The organism is Haloplanus sp. XH21, from assembly GCF_023276355.1.
Lineage (GTDB): Archaea > Halobacteriota > Halobacteria > Halobacteriales > Haloferacaceae > Haloplanus > Haloplanus halobius.
Genome location: NZ_JALLPL010000001.1, coordinates 920,901 through 937,558, shown reverse-complemented (window position 1 = coordinate 937,558; position 16,658 = coordinate 920,901). Strand labels below are relative to the sequence as shown.

The 16,658-nt window shown below is 66.2% G+C and carries 15 protein-coding genes and 1 tRNA gene; 7 read left to right on the top strand and 9 right to left on the bottom strand.

Annotation, left to right across the window (positions count from 1 at the left end):
- Positions 1-328: 328 nt before the first annotated feature.
- Positions 329-1,045 (top strand): ZIP family metal transporter, encoded by a 717-nt coding sequence (locus MXB53_RS04800; protein WP_248896081.1) that lies wholly within the window; start codon positions 329-331, stop codon positions 1,043-1,045.
- A gap of 106 nt (positions 1,046-1,151) precedes the next feature.
- Here the strand turns inward: MXB53_RS04800 and MXB53_RS04795 are convergent, their stop codons facing one another.
- Entirely contained in the window at positions 1,152-1,310 is a 159-nt protein-coding gene (locus tag MXB53_RS04795; protein WP_248896079.1) for a hypothetical protein, read from the bottom strand.
- Between the two features lie 67 nt (positions 1,311-1,377).
- Here MXB53_RS04795 and MXB53_RS04790 point away from each other — a divergent pair, with 67 nt between their 5' ends.
- Together MXB53_RS04790 and MXB53_RS04785 are read left to right on the top strand one after the other, a co-directional pair.
- On the top strand, positions 1,378-1,929 hold the full coding sequence (locus MXB53_RS04790; protein ID WP_248896078.1) for a hypothetical protein: 552 nt from the start codon (positions 1,378-1,380) through the stop codon (positions 1,927-1,929).
- Positions 1,930-2,050: 121 nt separating this feature from the next.
- Positions 2,051-2,125: transfer RNA gene (locus tag MXB53_RS04785), tRNA-Glu, on the top strand.
- Positions 2,126-2,262: 137 nt separating this feature from the next.
- Here MXB53_RS04785 and MXB53_RS04780 read toward each other — a convergent pair.
- From MXB53_RS04780 to MXB53_RS04765, 4 genes are read right to left on the bottom strand one after another with little or no spacing between them, the layout of a single operon-like run.
- Positions 2,263-5,448, bottom strand: a complete 3,186-nt coding sequence (locus MXB53_RS04780; RefSeq protein WP_248896077.1) for a SpoVR family protein — start codon at positions 5,446-5,448, stop codon at positions 2,263-2,265.
- Positions 5,445-6,782, bottom strand: coding sequence for a YeaH/YhbH family protein (locus MXB53_RS04775; protein ID WP_248896076.1), 1,338 nt, complete (start codon positions 6,780-6,782; stop codon positions 5,445-5,447). Before MXB53_RS04775 ends, MXB53_RS04780 begins: the two co-directional genes overlap by 4 nt.
- Positions 6,773-9,028: a PrkA family serine protein kinase gene (locus tag MXB53_RS04770; protein ID WP_248896074.1), complete on the bottom strand. Its 2,256-nt coding sequence runs from the start codon at positions 9,026-9,028 to the stop codon at positions 6,773-6,775. Before MXB53_RS04770 ends, MXB53_RS04775 begins: the two co-directional genes overlap by 10 nt.
- Before the next feature lies 1 nt (position 9,029).
- Complete coding sequence (locus tag MXB53_RS04765; protein WP_248896072.1) at positions 9,030-11,096, bottom strand: PrkA family serine protein kinase; 2,067 nt, start codon at positions 11,094-11,096, stop codon at positions 9,030-9,032.
- Positions 11,097-11,542: 446 nt separating this feature from the next.
- Here MXB53_RS04765 and MXB53_RS04760 point away from each other — a divergent pair, with 446 nt between their 5' ends.
- Positions 11,543-11,923: a DUF5820 family protein gene (locus tag MXB53_RS04760; protein ID WP_248896069.1), complete on the top strand. Its 381-nt coding sequence runs from the start codon at positions 11,543-11,545 to the stop codon at positions 11,921-11,923.
- 25 nt (positions 11,924-11,948) lie between these two features.
- Positions 11,949-12,398, top strand: a complete 450-nt coding sequence (locus tag MXB53_RS04755) for a UPF0179 family protein (protein WP_248896067.1) — start codon at positions 11,949-11,951, stop codon at positions 12,396-12,398.
- On the opposite strand, the gene MXB53_RS04750 is transcribed toward MXB53_RS04755, so the two are convergent.
- A complete protein-coding gene (locus MXB53_RS04750; protein ID WP_248896066.1) occupies positions 12,341-13,207 on the bottom strand; it encodes a M14 family metallopeptidase in 867 nt (288 codons plus the stop codon). The two genes, MXB53_RS04755 and MXB53_RS04750, sit on opposite strands and share 58 nt — an antisense overlap.
- An 88-nt stretch (positions 13,208-13,295) precedes the next feature.
- Here MXB53_RS04750 and MXB53_RS04745 point away from each other — a divergent pair, with 88 nt between their 5' ends.
- Positions 13,296-13,790 carry a DUF309 domain-containing protein gene (locus MXB53_RS04745; protein ID WP_248896064.1) on the top strand — a complete coding sequence of 165 codons (495 nt, stop codon included), beginning with the start codon at positions 13,296-13,298 and terminating at the stop codon, positions 13,788-13,790.
- Here MXB53_RS04745 and MXB53_RS04740 read toward each other — a convergent pair whose 3' ends face one another.
- On the bottom strand, positions 13,791-14,276 hold the full coding sequence (locus tag MXB53_RS04740; protein WP_248896063.1) for a pyruvoyl-dependent arginine decarboxylase: 486 nt from the start codon (positions 14,274-14,276) through the stop codon (positions 13,791-13,793). It lies immediately after the preceding gene.
- A gap of 90 nt (positions 14,277-14,366) precedes the next feature.
- On the opposite strand from MXB53_RS04740, the gene MXB53_RS04735 reads away from it, so the two are divergent.
- On the top strand, positions 14,367-14,879 hold the full coding sequence (locus MXB53_RS04735; protein WP_248896061.1) for a gamma carbonic anhydrase family protein: 513 nt from the start codon (positions 14,367-14,369) through the stop codon (positions 14,877-14,879).
- 23 nt (positions 14,880-14,902) lie between these two features.
- On the opposite strand, the gene MXB53_RS04730 is transcribed toward MXB53_RS04735, so the two are convergent.
- Both MXB53_RS04730 and MXB53_RS04725 read right to left on the bottom strand, forming a co-directional pair.
- A complete protein-coding gene (locus MXB53_RS04730; RefSeq protein ID WP_248896060.1) occupies positions 14,903-15,673 on the bottom strand; it encodes a CehA/McbA family metallohydrolase in 771 nt (256 codons plus the stop codon).
- 41 nt (positions 15,674-15,714) lie between these two features.
- The gene (locus MXB53_RS04725) at positions 15,715-16,632 is read right to left on the bottom strand and encodes a dihydrodipicolinate synthase family protein (protein ID WP_248896059.1); all 918 of its coding nucleotides are present in this window, start codon (positions 16,630-16,632) and stop codon (positions 15,715-15,717) included.
- Positions 16,633-16,658: the final 26 nt, after the last annotated feature.

Here is a 16,658-nt window from a genome sequence, read left to right as displayed (position 1 = left end):
TTCAAATCCCAGCCAGCGCATTTTTGCCGAAGCAAACCGACGAGCGGTGCGAGACGCGTTTCGAGGCGAAATCGTCCCTGATTCGAACCCTACCAGTCGCGCGCAGCGACCGAAGGGAGCGAGCACGTCTGGTTCTGGTTCACAATCCCAGCCAGCGCATTTTTGCCGAACACGACGAACGAGGAGCGAAGCGACGAGTGAGCGGTGAGGGAAAAATCGTCACCTGTGGATTTGAATCAGGGAGTGGAGCGGAGCGGAACGACCGTGGTTCACAATCCCAGCCAGCGCTCACTCAAGCTTCTTTGCGCTTCAGGCAGGATGGAGCCCCATGGTACTGGTTCAGGCGTTGTCGTACACCGCGCTCGCGGTCGTCGCTGCCCTGGTCGGCGGAGTGATCGCCGTTTACCACGCTCCGGATCCACAGATGGAAAGCAACATCCAACATTTCGCAGCGGGGGTCGTTACCGCCGCCGTCGCCGCTGAGCTACTACCGGACGTTCACGGACGGGCGCCGCTGATCGTCGTTCTCGGGTTCGCCATCGGGGTCGCGACGATGCTGAGCATTCACCAGTTGAGCAAAACTATCGAGAAGCGCGACATCGGCGGACAGTTCGCAGGTGCGGCCGGGCTACTCATCACGGTCAGTATCGATATGCTCATCGACGGGGTCCTCATCGGAGTGACGTTTCTCGACAATCCCGACACTGGCATCATTATCGCCGTGGCGCTGGCCATCGAGGTGCTCTTTCTCGGTGTCGCTGGCGTCGTCGCGCTGCCACGGGACCTCGGCGTCGTCCGGAAACTCGCGGTCCCGGCGGTCTTCGGACTGCTGCTCGTGTCGGGGGTGATCGGTGGCGTGCTTACACTGGACGGCGTGACCGGTGCCCCGATCGCGCTTATCCTCGCGTTCGGCTCTGCGGCCCTGCTGTATCTCGTCACCGAGGAACTGCTCGTGAAGGCCGGGGAGGTCCCCGAGACACCGGTGTCGACGACGCTCTTTTTCGCCGGGTTCCTCGCTATCTTCCTGCTCGATATGCTCCACTGAGGGATGGGCGAAGCGACGGGACGGTCCGCGCTTTCGGATATCTCCGCACCACCGTACACGGTTGGGTCGGGCAACACCGACGAGTGGATCGCGACCGACATGACAGTCACGCCGCCGGAGTAGGGCACCCGAACTGGTCGCCCGGTTCGCGACGAACCAGCGTGTCGTCCGCGAGATATTTGACGAGTACGTTCGCGTCTTCTTCGAGGGACTTGAGATGCTCCCGAAGGAGTTCATCCGTATAGCACCGCACGTAGTACGGCATCCACGGATGACATCGTGCCGATCCCCCGCCCGAAAACCCTTATCAGGCTGACTCACTCACGGCGACCATGGATCGACGCGCGTTTCTGACCGTCGTGGGCGCCGGCCTCTCGGGCATGGCTGGATGTGGGGAAGGCGGGGACGGAGCGGCCACGCCGACCGACACGGACGGGACGGAAACGCCGACGAGTACCGCGACACCGACGACAACGACGGCGACGCGGACGCCACCGGAACGCCAGTACCAGCCACAGTTACTGGACGCGGCGCTCGTTTCTATGTGGAGCGAACCCGGCGATCTGCAGGCGAATCAGGTCGAGAGCGTCCGGCGCGGGCAGCCCGCGGTCGTCGCCTTCCGATACCGCCTCCGGGTGCCCGAAGGGACGATCAATCTCAAGGAGGGCGTCGACATCCTCCACGACGGTGACCTGATCACCCGACAGTTCCGGGACATGGACCGCCAAGTCGACGAGGCGGGTCTCTACACCTGGGAGGACGCGATGACGTTCGAGACGGCCGAGTGGCCGGTGGGCGACCTGACGGCGACGGTAGCCATCGGCGAACTCCAACTGCACCGCACCTCGGCGGAAGTGTCGACGCAGTTCACGGTGCGGGAGTGAGCGATCCGGGGCACGGCCGGACTTCGCGGTCGTTGCGTGACGCCGTACCACGCTCTCGCGACCGAAAGAGACGGATTTATCAATAGCCATCCCATCCACCGAAGTACGGGGAAACCCGAACGCTCGGTTGGTGTAGTCCGGCCAATCATGTTGGCCTTTCGAGCCGACGACCAGGGTTCAAATCCCTGACCGAGCATGGTTCTTGAACGAGCGGAGTGAGTAAAAGCACGCACAGATGGGGGTTTGAACCACGCGAGACGAGCAGCAGTGAGTCTCGCAATCGGGGCCACCCCTGACCGAGTAGGTCTCTCAAACCACTCCGCGAGCGCCGCCCTAACTCAACCACCCGTCGGGTCTGGTGTCGTAGTCGATATCGTCGGCCGCAATGCGCGCTTCGAGGTCCGGGTCGAGGTCGTGGGTCTCGAACCCCTCGCCGTCGTATCGGATGCGCTTGCCGACCTCGGTTGGCGTCGGTTCGCGGTTCCGCCGCCGGGCGATTTCGAGTTCGTGGTCGTCGTACTCTTTGACGATGGTCATCAGGTTGACCGGCCGACCCCACAGATCGTAGGTGCGTTCGAGGACGCGCTTTGCCTGGTCGGTGTCGAGACCGATGCCGTTGTACTGGTGGCCGAGGAGCAGTTCGTTCCGGTTGTCGTAGTTGCCGTCGTAGACGGCGATAGTGGGCTTCCCGAAGTTGGTGAGCTGGAGGAGGAGTTTCTTCTTCACGTCCTCGGGGTCGTCGGAGGCGACCCGGAAATCGCCCGTCGCCTGCGAGAACTCGTACGTGAAGTAGTCGTTCTCGTAGACGAACTTCGGCGAGAGGAAGGCGTCGATGAAGGTCACGTCGTTGTGACTCTCGCGAACCTCGCGCATCCGCTCCCAGCCCGCGACGTAGTCGACGTCCGCGATGGCGGCGGCCACCGACTCGTATTTCGCGTCGTCGAACATGTACCGCGCCAGCCGTTCGAGTTCGGAGCGAGGGATGGACTGGAGGAAGCCGCGGTTCTGTGGTCGGCACAGCGAGAAGTGACGCTCGGCCAGGCCCGCCGTCGTCAGCACCTTCCAGGGGTAGCGCTCGATGTCGACCTCGCTCGCCCGCGCGCGTTCGAGTCCCTCGGCGTCGATGCGCGGATCCGACGGATCGAGGTCGGCGAGCGACTCGGGGTTGATCGACGCGACGGCGGGATCGGGCGCCAGCAGGTCCGCCACGTCCTCGAAATCGATCACGTCGTGGAAGTTGCGCCAGGTGACGCCCTCGACCCGCAGGAGGTGATCGGCCACCTCCCGCCGGTTGGTCACGTTCTCGACGTGCTCCCAGAGTTCCTTCCCGAGTTTGTAGGGGTTGAGTCCGGGCGACCCGAGGACGCGCGCCATGTGGTCGGCGTAGGTGACGAACTCGTCGGCCTCGGCGAAGCCCTCGTCGCTCATCATGCGCGATTCCCAGTACGAGTTGTGGTTCACGAATCCGCCGGCTGCGTATCGATGCGTCTCCTCGACGGAGATGTCGTACACCTCTCCCGTGCCAGACGTCACTGAGACGACTTCGTCGGCCCACCGTTCCGTCTCGAACCATTCGAGGTCGTCAAGATACGTCTGGAGTGCAGCGTCTTTGGCGGCGTAGCTATAGCCGATTTCCTCGTGGAAGCGCCGTGCGGACTCGCCGGTCAGGTGGACGTGCTGACAGCCGTCGGCCTGTTCACGACGGCGAGAGACGATATTGAAGTTCGTCAAGAGCAGTTGCACCGTCGAGCCGATGGCGTCACTTTTCGTACTCAGAATCACGCCGTGGTCACCGGCGTAGCCGTCCGCATCGAACAGTCCCTGCAGGAATGCGGCAACCACGGCCTTCGGCGAGCGCTGGATGGCTTCGGGGACCACCTTGTCACCGGCACCGACCGTCGCGTCGAAGGCGTCGGTGAGCAACCGGACGAGGTTCGCCGAGTAGACGTACGCCCGCCAGCGCGCCCCGTCTTCGCTGACTGTCGTCGGGACGCCGAACAGTTCTTCGACTAACCCGGCGAACTCCGTGACTTTCGCCCGCTCGTCGGCAGTGAATCCCACCTGATTCGAGGCAGCCGAGACGTGGCCGTCGCCGACAAGCAAACCGAGGAATCGAGCGACATCCTCGGTGACCGCGTCGGGCACCCGAATCGGATTGCTCGCCGCTTCGGACTGCGGTGGGCCATCGTACTGTTCCAGCGCTCGTTCGATGGCTTCGCTTTTCTCAGCCCTTCCGAGCTTTCGGTATCGAATCACCGTCGACAGCGAGACACCAGCAACGTCCGCGACGTCGCCGAGTGTCGTGGTCTCGGGGTGTTCCCAGTCGATGTCGACGTACTCGGTCGGCCAGAGGCCGTTTCCGCCGGACACCTCGATTTCGTCGCCGGGAGCCAAGTCGCCGAGTTCGACCCACGAACCGTCGGGTCGTCGCACCCGATGGTTGTCGGAGCCAGTCAACTCGAATCCGCGCCGGGTTTCGACCGTGACGGTATCGTGATCCGAGATGACATTCGTGTCGTAGACCCGTCGCCGTCCGTCGCCGTCCGAGACATCGGCCCCGTCGACGACGACCTCCCGCATCGGAATCAGCCCTCGCTCCGTGAATACGGGCGTCTCCGGTGCGACACAGGCCCACCCCTCGTTCATCACCTTCGTCATTTTCTGCCCCGCGAAGTAGTACGCCTCCCGCCGGAGGATGTCGAGCACGTCCGTCTGCCACGGTTCGAACGCGACGGCCTTGCCGGACTCGTCGTCGTACTGCTGGCCGTGGTCGCGGAGGAAGGCGAGCACGTCGGCGTGCGGCTCGTCGAGGCGGGCCGCCGCCTCCTCGGCGTCCGAGAGGTCGTCCAGCCACGCCTCGTCGAAGGCGTGGCGGCGAACGTCCTCGGAAACGTCGAGGTCGTCGAGTCGGTCACCGAGGTCAACGGGGGCGTCTCCCTCGCGGCGTTCGTCCGCGCGGTCGAACGCGCGGTGTTGGTCGATAGTGTCCTCCAGACAGAGGACGGCGTCGATGAACCGCTCGACTTCCTCGCGGTCGATATCTGGGTCCTCGGCGTAGCCACGGATGGTCTCCGCATGGCGTTCGAGCATGGCCGCGGCGTCGAGCGCCGACCGGTCGTCGCCCTGGCCGTCGCCGAACAGGCCGAACCACTCGTTGTTGGCGAAGAAGTCGGCGTGGGCTTCGACGTGCGTGATGACTGCCTTCTGGTCGGCCAGCGAGTTGGACTCCTGGAGAAAGGCGTGGGCAGGGTTGTCGTTGTTGACGATTTCGAAGGCCTTGCCCATGCCGAACTGATCCTGCTTGCGCTGGCGGTCGTAGGCCATCCCCCACCGCCAGTGGGGGTAGCGGTGCTGGAACCCGCCGTAGGCGATGAGTTCGTTCATCTCGTCGTGGTCGACGACCCAGTAGTTGACGGGGGAGGGGTCGAGTCCTAGCCGTCGGGCCAGATCCGCGGCCTGTTCGACCGGTTCGGTGAGGCGACTCGCTTCCCGTCGGGCGTCGATGCGGTCGTCTCTCATGCGTCGTCCTCCGTGCTCAGGATGTGGTAGATGGCGTCGGTCACGTCCGACGGGTCGGCGACGTAGGCGACGACGACATCCTCGCCGTCGTCGAAGGCGCTCTCCACCTCTTCGGCGTGGGTGGCGTTGATGGCCGTCCCGCCCGGCTGCGTCTCGACGTACGCGTGCAGGTTCGCCGGGATCTCCCGCATCAGGGGGATGACGTGCTCCCGGGTGTCGTTGCTGGAGTTCTCGCTGTCGCCCGCCGCGAAGACGTAGCGGTTCCACTCCGCCCACGGGTAGCGTTCCGCAAGGACCTCCGCGGCGAGTTCGTACGCCGACGAGATGCGCGTCCCGCCGCCGCTACGGATGCCGAAGAAGTCCTCCCGCTCAACCTCCCACGCTTCCGCGTCGTGGGCGATGTAGACGAACTCGGCGCGGTCGTACTTGCCGGTGAGATACCAATCGAGCGGCGTAAAGGTCCGCTCCACGAGTTCGCGTTTCCCCTCGCGCATGCTTCCGGACACGTCGCGGATGTTCACCACGACCACGTTCTTCTCCGTCTTCTCGACGACCTCGGGGTGGCGGTAGCGTTCGTCCTCGCGGCGGAAGGGCACGTCGCGGAGGCCCTCCTCTCGGATGCGGTCGAGCGTGGTCGTCCGGTCGACGTGCTCGGCCATCGACTCGAAACTCTCCCAGCGGTCGCGTTCGTCCGCGGGAATTTCGTCCCACTGGTCGTCGATCCACGCCTGGGAGACGAGGACGTTCTGCTCGCGGCACCACCGGAAGACATCGTCCGGCGTGGCCCCGGCGACGCGCATCGCCTCGCGGACGAACGACTCGTCGAAATCCATCGCCAGTTTCCGCTTGAGGCCTTTCTTGAACAGGCGCTCGAAGTCGAGCGTGCTGTTCGGCCCGGCGCGGGTGAGTTCGGTGAAATCGCCCTCCATCTCCTCGACCACTTCCTTCCCCTTGGGCTCCAGGTCGAGACCGAGTTCCTCGTCGAGTTCCTGGGCGAACTCCTCGGGGTCCATCTCGTAATACTCGTGCTCGCCGCGCTCGTCGCCGGGGTCGCCGTCTTCGTCCCCATCCTCGTCGCCGTCAGCGTCGACATCGGCTGGCTCGGGCTGACCGACCGGGTCGCCGACATCGGGCGTTCCGTCCTGTCCCTGACCGACGCCTCCCTGTTCCCGCGGGTCGTAGACGAACTCCGGCAGGTCGACGACTTTGATCGGGATCCGGATGCTGTCCGGGTCGCTCCCGCCGAGGTCACCGTGCTGGATGAACGCCGCCAGGTCCTCGCGGCGCTCTTCGCCCACCTCGCGGAAGCGGTCGAGATCCTCCCTCAGTCCCATCGGTAACTCACCTCCCGCATCACCTTGCGGCTGGTCAGCTCGGCCGATTCGGGCGTGTACCCTCGTTCGCGGAGGGCCGCGAGCGTCCGGTCTTTGACCCGAGCGGTCTCCGTTCCCGATGGCGGATCCGCCCACTGCGTGGGATCGAACTCCTCGAAGAGGCGCTGTACGTCGCTCCAGTCGTGGGCGTCGAGCACCGCCCGGATGACCGGAATCTCCGCGACGTCGACGTTCTCGATGGCGAAGTCTTCGTCGCGGTTCTCCCACGCGTAGCGGTTGATGGCGGTGATGACCTTCTCGTTGCGGAACGCCACGACGGGGGCGGTCGGCGTGGCGCCGTCGTAAGCACCCTCGTCGAACCGGCCGAGATGCTCGGTTTCGAACACCTTCAACAACAGGGGGTCGGGATCGACCGCGCCGCGGTCGGTGGCCACCTGCTCGTCGTTGGCCCACGCGAAGACGTGTTCGACGTACTCGTTGACCGTCTCCTCGTCGACGCCTTTCTCCGCGAGCACGGCGTCGAGAACGTCGGCCTCCTGCCGGTCGAAGACGTGACTCTTGACGACCGCGAGGCGGTTTTCGTACTCCGCGGCCTCGGCGCGGGAGAAGACGGGCGCGTCGTCCAGCCCCTCGGCCATCGCATCGAGGATGTCGTCGGGCATGATCACTCGTTCCACCGGCAGGTCGGGATGCTGGCGGTCGGCGTCGGTCTGGAGCAGGTCGGCGACGATATCCCGCGTGTACGTGACGGGGATGCCGTGACTGCCGTCGTCGCCGTCGAAGTCGAACGATTCGGCCTCGATGCGCTCGTCACCCTCCTGCAGGTAGCCCTGATCGAACAGCAACGCCTTCTCGACGAGCGTGCGGTCACCGGGGCAGTCCTCGCCGTCCAGGCGGGTGACGACGCTGTACAGCGCCGCCGCCTCGACGGAGTGGGGCGCGAGTTCCCGGTCGACGACGCGGCCGTCGCTCCCGCGCACCGAGAGCGTCACGCCCTCCCGTACCCGCGCGTCCAGATCGGCGTACCCCTCGGCCTCCCAGACGGCGGTTTCGCTGGTCAACTCCCGGCGGACGAGTTCCGCCTCCAACGAGAGCGTCGTCAGGTAGCCGAACTCGTGTTTGTCGAGACGGCGCTTGAGCGCCTTCAGCGGGTCGCGCCCGTTGCGATCGGCGTACTTGTCGAGTTCGACATCGAGGTCGGGGTTCGAGATGATGAGCAGTTGCGTGTCGATGTCCATCCCGATGCCCTTGTCGAGTTTGACCCGTCCCTCGTCGGGGACGTTCAGGAGTTTCCGGAGCAGATCCGCGTGCTGGGCGGCGTCCTCGACGACGGTCAACAGGCCGTTGCCCTGCGAGAGGACGCCGTCGTAGGAGAACGCCTGTGGGTTCTTCCGCCCGCGGGAGTCGAGTTCGCGGAGCATCCCGGGCATCCACGACCCGACGAGGCGCTCTTTCGGCGACCCGTCGTCCTCGGAGTGGAGGACGCCGATTCCCCGCCCCACGTCGACGACGTAGTTTTTCACCCGGAGGTGGCGCGGGTCGGTGATGGAGGAAAACAGGGCGGTCCCCCCGTCCCGGCGGTAGCGCTCCTCCAGATGCTCGTACGCCTCGCGGGAGAAGGGATCGAGGTCGGCGTCGACGCTGATCGGAACGTGGTTCCCCTCGTTGAGATCGGCCAGGATCGACGCTCGCACCTCTGCGGGGAACACCGACAGCGGGTGTGTCTGGACGGGGCTCTCGTACCAGTCGTCCTCGCGGTCGGTCCCGCCGCCGTAACTCAGGCCGCGGTCCTCGGTGGCGCTGGCGACGTTCCACTCGACGGTGTAGCGCCGTCCGGCCTCGGTCTTGGAGTACTCCCGGAGCCCGTTGATGAGACAGCGCTTGAGTTCGGACTTGCCGGTCGCCGTCGGCCCGTCGAACCAGATGATCGTCTCGCGTTTGCCGCGGTCGGCGGCGATGGTCCGCAGGTCGTCGACGAAGCCGTTGAGCACGGCGGTGTTGCCAAGAATGGCGTGCTCGCCGTCGTTGGCAGGGTCGTCGAAGAAGCGGTAGCGCTCGCGCTCCTCGCCCTCCTCGACGACCGTTCGCGTGCCCATCGATTCGATGGCTTCCAGCAGGTATTTCGGTGCGTGCGACGCGATGGAGGGGCGGGCGAGCGCCCGGTCGACGTACTCGGCGAGGCGCATCGGCTCCTCGTAGGCTCCGGAGAGCGCCTCGTCGCCCGCGCGGATGTACTCGTGACCCATCCTATCCCTCGAGTTCACTCTTTGCGACCTCCGCGCCGGCGAACTCCAGCACCTCCGTAGCACCCTCGCGGGAGTAGCCCTGTTCGATGAGCGCATCGATCCACGCGCTCCGCTCGTCGTCGTCGAGTTCGTTCGCCGACACCAGCGCGGAGAAGTTGATGTTGTGTTTCTTGTCCTCCCAGAGTTTGCGCTCCAGCGCCCGGCGCAGGCGGTCGTTGTCCTGCGGGTCGAATCCCTCGCCCTCGCGGGCGCGCCGACTCACCCAGTTCGACACCTCCTGGCGGAAGTCGTCCTTGCGGTCGCTCGGAATCGCCAACTTCTCCTCGACGGACCGCAGGAACGTCTCGTCGGGTTCCTGCTCGCGCCCGGTGAGTTCGTCGGTCACGGTGGCGTCGTCGATGTAGGCCATCACGTGGTCCATGTACTTCTCGCCCTGGCGCTGGATCTCGTCGACATCGTACGCGAGCGCGTGGCGCACGTCCTCGATGGCGCGCTCCTTGTACTCCTCGCGGACGAGTTCGAGATAGCGGTGGTAGCGGTCGACGTTCGACTCGGGGATCGAGCCGTGGTTCTCGAGGTTCTCCTCGAAGTGGGTGAACACCGAGAGCGGGGAGAGATACTCCCGCCCGCGGTGGGTGGCGTCCATGATGGCCTCCGCGATCTCGTCGCCGATGAACCGGGCGGAGACGCCGTCCATCCCCTCGGCGACGTCCGCGGCCTCCTCGCCTTCCTCGCGCAGCTTCTTCACGTCGACATCGTCGGTCTCGTCGATTTCGCCGTTGTAGGCCTTGGCCTTCTGGACGAGCGTGACGTTCTCGCCGTCGGGGTCGGTGATGCGCGTCAGGACGCCGAAGAGGCCCGCCATCTCCATCGCGTGGGGTTCGATGTGCATGTCCGGCACGTCGGCGTTCCGGAGCATTTTCCGGTAGATTTCGGCCTCCTCGCTGTACTCCAGAACGTACGGGAAGTCGATGCGCTTGGTGCGGTCGTTGAACGCCTCCATCTTCTCGTCGCCTTTCTTGTCCCGGTATTCGGGCATGTTGGTGCGGCCGACGATCACCTGGTCGATGTCGATACGGGGGTTGTTTTTCGGCTTGATCGTCTGTTCCTGGGAGGCGTGCAGGAAGTCATAGAGGAACTCCCGCTGGAGTTTCAGGAGTTCCTCGCCGCTGAACAGCCCCCGATTGGCGTTACAGAACGCGCCGGAGTAGTCGAACGCACGCGGGTCGGACTCGCCGTAGACGGCGATCTTGGAGTAGTTGACATCGCCGGTGAGTTCGGTCTCGTCCTGATTTTTCTTGTCTTTGGGCTCGAACGTCTCGACGCACTGGCGCTTGTTCTCGGAGGCAACGAGGCGGATGATCTCGATGTGCTCGTCGAGGACGGCCTTCAGGTCGTCGTCGTACTGCGCCAGCAGGCGATCCATGTAGAACTCGCTGGCGGGGTCGAGCGACTGCTCGTTGCGAATGGTGTAGGGCGCGTCGAGGGTCTCGTTCAATCGCTCCAGCACTCGGTCGCGCTGTTCCTGTGGGAGGAGCACGAGGGGATCCTGGTTCATCGGCGAGACGACGGTGTCGTCGCTGGGATCCTGTCCGCGGATGATGTCACCGAGGTTCACCCACTGGAACGTGTACATCCGCCCGTCATCGCTCGCCGTATAGTCCTCGAAATACCGCCGCACCATCCAGTCGAAATGCGACTTCCCGGAGCCGACGGGCCCGAGCAACAGTTTGATGCGTTTCTCCGGGCCGAGCCCCCGGGCGCCGCTTTTCACCTTGTTGACGAACTCGTGGATCGATTCGTGGACTTCGCGGCCGTAGAAGGTGTTCTCCCCGTCGTGTAACGGGTCCTCCGAGGCCATGCGGTACTCCACGACGCCGGCGTCTTCGTCGTACGCCGTCCCGTAGTAGTCGAACATGTCGGCGACGCGCTGGTGGGCGTTGCGAGCGATCCGCGGGTCGTCGTACACCTCGTCCAGATACCAGTCGAAGCGTTTGGCTTCGCGGAGGTCCGACGGCACCGATTCCTTGTAGTCCTGGCTGAGGTCGTCGAGGGTTTCCTTCGTCATTGTCTCGTCGGTGTCTCGGGCCCGAGCCGCACCGTCACGGCAGTCCGTGGGTTGTGAACACGTATCACAGTACGCGCCCGGCGACGGCCTCGTCGGGAAGCGACAACACACGACGGATGGGCGGCGGGGAGCGGCCGGTTGACGGTGACCCGGTTCGCTGGTAACCGAGACTATAAACACTGTCAGGAGTAGAGACAGATAAGTCTTGTTCCGCCATCGGCCGAACGTCCCGCGATTTTCGGCGAATAGACGGGGGTGTGAAAGCGGTATGAGGGGGGTGCTGGGCGCCCAACACGCCGGTTCGTCTGAGCGTTTCGCATCAGCGGCCCGATCCGGTGTGATGGGACGCGTTCGACGGGGCTGTCGACTGGAACGTTCGTCATCCCGGATGATCCCCGTCGACCGTATTCCAAACGCTCCTATAGACGGCGGCCGAAGGTGGCCCCGTGAGTCTCGAATCGCTCCCCGACGGCTGGACGGTCTGGCACGAGGAGCCGGCGGGCCGGGCCATCCTGGCCTATCGCCCGGACGTGTTCGACACGGCAGCGTTTCCGGCGGCCTGCATGCCGACCATCTACCTCTCGCCCGGGAAACCCGGGCGACGGCCGAGCGCCCGCGAGGCCGACGGCTGGACGATTACGCTCTTTCTCGAACCGGAGGTCGACGCACGGGTCGAATCCTGTGAGACGCGCGAGAAGGCCGTCGAGACGGCGCTCGACCTGGCGCGGGCGTTCGCGACGGGCGATATCGACTACCGCGCCGCCTATCAGGTGCCCCGCGAGGCCTACCTCGACCGCCTCGACGAACTCGTCGGTCGCGAGGCTTAACCGGGCGGGGGGAAAACAGGCGTCCATGTCGGAGGTCACGCTCATCGGAACGCGCCTCGCCGAGGTGGGCCGCGAATTCGTCTTCCGCGGCGAGTCGACCGCGTGCGAGGGCTGTCCGTACCGCGGGCAGTGTCTCGACCTCTCGCCGGGAACCCGCTACCGGATCACGGACGTTCGCGAGAACGCCCAGACGCTCGACTGCGCGGTCCACGACGAAGGCGTCCGCGCCGTCGAAGTCGAACCCACGTCCATCACCGCGAACGTCCCCTCGAAGGCCGCCTACGCCGGCAGCAAAGCGAAGCTAGCCGGCTCGTGTCCCTACACCGACTGCCCGAGCCACACCTACTGCGTCCCCGACGGCGCCGACTTCGACACCGAATACCGCATCGAGGACGTGATCGGCGATCCGCCCCACGACTACTGTATGCTCGACCGGGATCTCACGCTGGTCGAACTCGCGCCGTCCGAGGACTGACCCCGCGCCGACTCGTCGCCGATGTCGGCCAGTCGGCCCCGACGCTCGGCCGCGTACCCGAACACGGTCTCGTAACCCTCCGCCGACATCAGGATCGGATAGAACGGATCGTCGGCGACGTGGTCCTCGCCGTCGGCCGACGCGAACGGCACGCCCGGCGGCACGCGCTCGAAGTTCTCGACGAACACCTCGTGTTCCGAAGCGGGCGCTTTCGGCACCCGGCCGGTGAGTCGGAACACCGGCACGTCGTCGTTGGGGGCGCTGTCCGCCGTCGCGGGGAGAACGCCCGTCGCGCGCAGGAAGGCCGTGACGAGCTGTTCGGCGTTCGCCGCGGCTTGCTCCGACCACTGTCGGCCACATTCCACTTCGATCGTCCGCGGGTATGAGATGAGACGGCCGTCGGCGTAGTCACCCGTCTCGACGAGGGTGTCGATGGGAAGCGCGGCACACAGGTCGGCCGTCTCGGGGTCGACCGTATCGACGAGCGCGAACGGGTGCGCGTACGACTGCGTGGAGTGAAGCGCGAGCGTCGTACACCCCTCGAGTTCGGCCAGTAGTTCGCTCGCGAGACGGCGTTCGTGACTCGCGGCCGCCTCGTCGCCGGGGAACGCCCGGTTGAGGTCGTCGTCCAGATACCGCACGCCCCGGTCGAGGGCGCGCTCGTTGGCGACGATGAACTTCACCGGCCGTTCGAAGGCAGGTGGGTCGGCGAGAATCGCCTCGACCGCTCGCGGGCCACAGGGTTCGTCGCCATGGATAGCCGCGACGACCGCCACCTCGGGGTCGTCGCCGAACTCTCGAATCCTCATTACCAACTACTAGTCGCGGGCGTTAAAGTGCGTTTCCGTCCGCGCGCCCCACCACAGACGTTACTTCCGTCGGCCCCGTACGAACACCATGGACGATCACACCCACGACTACAGCGTGGCGCCGCCGCCGACCGGCGCGCCGACCGGGTGGGATCCACAGCGTCCCGAATCGAACGGGTGGGAACACGGTACGCTCCGGCGTGGGGTGATCCACGGCGTCCGCCTCTACAACGCCGGTGCGTTCCACGAAGCCCACGACTGTTTCGAGGACGAATGGTACAACTACGGCTCCGGCACGACCGAGAGCGCCTTCCTGCACGGAATGGTCCAGGTCGCCGCCGGCGCGTACAAGCACTTCGACTTCGAGAACGACGACGGGATGCGCTCGCTGTTCGAGACGGCGCTCCAGTATCTCCACGGGGTCCCCGAGGACTACTACGGGGTCGCCGTCGGCGACATTCGAACGACGCTTGACGCCGCACTCGATGATCCAACTGTCCTCCACGGGTGGCACATCGAACTCGACGGGGAACGTCCGGCGGCGACGGCCGACGACTTCGAGTACGCTGAGTCGTTGGAGTGATCACCGTAGCTCGCCGTCAGCGTACGACAACGGCCCGTACACCGCGCCGACGACGACGGCGCCCGTGCGGTCGACGGTGTACTCGTGGACCACCAGTTCGGGCTCGCCCTCCCAGTTCCAGTCCCGGATCCGTTTCGCGTCGGCGAGTTTCTCGCGCAAGTCGGCGCGACACGCCGCCGCCGACCCCGCGCTGCTCTCCATCATCACGCCCCCCTCGTCGGCGCGGATCCAGCCCAGACCGGCGGCGATGGTTTCGTCGGTCCGGGTCGCCTCGTTTTCCGCGAGCACCGTGCCGACCGGCGCACCGACGCCGTACGTCGCGTCGAGACGCTCCGCTTCGACGACGCGACGGCCCGGCGGGATCATCGACGAGTAAGTGACGAGGTTGTAGTTGTGGATGCCCGCATCCGCGAGCGCCGCGTCGAAGGCGCTCAGCGGCGTGCCCGCCTCGCCGTCCCCCCAGACGACATCGATGGTCTCGTTCATGCCGACCACAGGCGGGTGAGCCTTAAGGGCGTGTCGTCGCGCGCCCGCGGCGGTCGGTGTTCTTTATACCACGGCGGCCGACGACGCGGTATGGTGCTCAGAGCCGTCGATGGCGTCGAACCGACCGTTCACGAGGAGGCCTACGTCGACGACGCGGCCGTCGTCGTCGGCGACGTCACCCTCGAGCGCGACGCCTCGGTGTGGCCGAACGCCACGCTCCGCGGCGACGATCCGATCGTCGTTCGGGAGGGCGGAAACATCCAGGACAACGCGGTCTGTCACGAGGACGCCGTCGTCGGCCCCTACGCCACCGTCGGCCACGCGGCCATCGTCCACGGCGCGACGGTCGAGGAGCGAGCGCTCGTGGGGATGGGCGCCGTCGTCCTCAACGACGTCACCGTCGGAGAGCGGGCCATCGTCGCCGCCGGGAGCGTCGTCACCGAAGGGACGGAGGTTCCACCCGAGACGCTGGTGGCGGGGACGCCCGCCGAGCCGGTCAAGGAGGTGCCCGACTCGGGGTGGGCCGACGCCGGAGAACGGTACGTCGAGCGAGCGAATCTGTACGCCGAGACCTCGCACGTGGTGGATGCGGGGAGGGACTGAGCGAACGGGCAGTCCCCCGGCGGTCACCGCGACGAGATGTCGGACAGCAGCCGAGCGCCCTGCACGACACCGGTTTTGGCCGCCGCGTGCCCCTTGAGCGCCCCCAGTTTGGCGTAGTAGCCGCTCTTTCGCATCGAACCGACCGCGTAGTGGCGGGCCGACGCGGGGATCGGCTGGCGTCGACCGCGCATCCGCGTCGCGCCACTCCGGACAGCGTCGAGCACCGCCTCGCCGTCGAGCGCCGATCGGTCGGCGTCCGGCATGACGAGTTCCGTATACGCCCGCCCGACGTGGGGCACGGAGTGGGCGTCGCTGGCGGCGAGAGCAGGGTAGTCGTGCTCGGCGGCGAAGCGCCGCGCCCGCCGGTTGCGAAAGCCGGTGAACAGCCACGAGTTGAACACCTCGATCGCGTCGCAGTCGGCGAGATGGCGGCGAGGGACACCGTGGCGACTCCGCTGGAACGGGTGGGGAACGACCGCGAGGCCGCCGTGGTCGCGCACCCACTCAACCGTCGCGTCGAGCGGCGCGCGGCGGGGTGGCATCTCCCGGACGCCGATGGCCAGCAGGTGGCCGACGGCCGTCGACACCTCGACGCCGGGGATGCCGAGCAGGCCGTACTCGGGGGCGAGTTCCGCCGCCCGAACCGATTCGTGGATCACGTCGTGATCCGTGATGACGACGCCGTCGAGACCGATCTCGGCCGCCTGCTCCAGCAGGAGCTCCACGGGGTCGTGGCCGTCGTAGGAGGCGTCCGAGTGAACGTGCGGGTCGATCCGGATCGTCGTCTGGCTCACGGAAGTCCGTTATCGCCGCCGAGAGATAAGTTTCGTGGCGGCTACTCCCCGACGGCGTCGACGACGCGGTCGACGGCCGTGCACACGGACGCCGTCGCGTCGTCGCCGAGTTGGACCAAGGGCGGTCGCACCGTGTCGTCGTCGATCACGCCGCGAGCGACCAGCGCGGTCTTGGTCGCGGGAGCGAACCCGTACTCCAGACACTCGCCGAAGAAGGGACCGAGGTGGTCCAACTGGAGATCACGAGCGTGGGCGAAGTCGTCCGCGTCACCCGTCGCCGAATCGATTGCGTCCGAGACGACGCCGGGGAAGACGTTGGTCAGCGCGTTGATGCCGCCGGTCGCCCCCATCGACATCGCGGGGACGAGCTGGCTGTCGTACCCCTGGAACAGGTGGAAGTCGTCGTCCGTCCGGTGGATGATGTCGAGGAGGTGGGTCAGATCGCCGCTGGTGTCTTTCATGCCGACGAGGTCGGGATGGTCCGCGACGGCTTCCACCAGATCGGCGTCGATGGACTGCCCGACACACGAGGGGATGTTGTAGAGGATGATCGGCAGCGACGTTTCGGCGAGCACCGCGCGGACGAACCGCTCGTTGCCGCCCGGGGCGTTCTGGCCGTGGAAGTACGGCAGGACGATCAGCACGGCGTCGGCGCCGCAGTCGGCCGCGATGTCGATCCGGTCGAGCGTGTCGGCGACGCTCGTCGCCGCGGCGCCGGGGAGGACGGGCGCGCCGTCGGCGGCGTCGACGCTCGCCGCGACGACCGTCTCGTACTCTTCCTCAGTGAGACTCGCGAACTCGCCGGTGGTTCCACAGGGGACGAGACCGTCGGCGCCGTTCGCCAGCACGAACTCACAGAGGTCGGCGACCGCCTCGACATCGACCGAGCCGTTCGAAAAGGGGGTGACCGTGGGTACGAGGGCGGTTCCGTACGCCGAGTCGGCGGGTGCAGTGGGCATAGTTGCCGTCTGGACCCGGGGTCAGT

What these genes read in the sequence shown, in the direction of transcription:
- MXB53_RS04770 (WP_248896074.1), bottom strand. Translation starts at nt 9,028, where the DNA reads ATGGGTCACGAGTACATCCGCGCGGGCGACGAGGCGCTCTCCGGAGCC.
- MXB53_RS04795 (WP_248896079.1), bottom strand. Translation starts at nt 1,310, where the DNA reads ATGCCGTACTACGTGCGGTGCTATACGGATGAACTCCTTCGGGAGCAT.
- MXB53_RS04780 (WP_248896077.1), bottom strand. Translation starts at nt 5,448, where the DNA reads ATGAGAGACGACCGCATCGACGCCCGACGGGAAGCGAGTCGCCTCACC.
- MXB53_RS04755 (WP_248896067.1), top strand. Translation starts at nt 11,949, where the DNA reads ATGTCGGAGGTCACGCTCATCGGAACGCGCCTCGCCGAGGTGGGCCGC.
- MXB53_RS04745 (WP_248896064.1), top strand. Translation starts at nt 13,296, where the DNA reads ATGGACGATCACACCCACGACTACAGCGTGGCGCCGCCGCCGACCGGC.
- MXB53_RS04750 (WP_248896066.1), bottom strand. Translation starts at nt 13,207, where the DNA reads ATGAGGATTCGAGAGTTCGGCGACGACCCCGAGGTGGCGGTCGTCGCG.
- MXB53_RS04765 (WP_248896072.1), bottom strand. Translation starts at nt 11,096, where the DNA reads ATGACGAAGGAAACCCTCGACGACCTCAGCCAGGACTACAAGGAATCG.
- MXB53_RS04735 (WP_248896061.1), top strand. Translation starts at nt 14,367, where the DNA reads ATGGTGCTCAGAGCCGTCGATGGCGTCGAACCGACCGTTCACGAGGAG.
- MXB53_RS04790 (WP_248896078.1), top strand. Translation starts at nt 1,378, where the DNA reads ATGGATCGACGCGCGTTTCTGACCGTCGTGGGCGCCGGCCTCTCGGGC.
- MXB53_RS04775 (WP_248896076.1), bottom strand. Translation starts at nt 6,782, where the DNA reads ATGGGACTGAGGGAGGATCTCGACCGCTTCCGCGAGGTGGGCGAAGAG.
- MXB53_RS04800 (WP_248896081.1), top strand. Translation starts at nt 329, where the DNA reads ATGGTACTGGTTCAGGCGTTGTCGTACACCGCGCTCGCGGTCGTCGCT.
- MXB53_RS04740 (WP_248896063.1), bottom strand. Translation starts at nt 14,276, where the DNA reads ATGAACGAGACCATCGATGTCGTCTGGGGGGACGGCGAGGCGGGCACG.
- MXB53_RS04725 (WP_248896059.1), bottom strand. Translation starts at nt 16,632, where the DNA reads ATGCCCACTGCACCCGCCGACTCGGCGTACGGAACCGCCCTCGTACCC.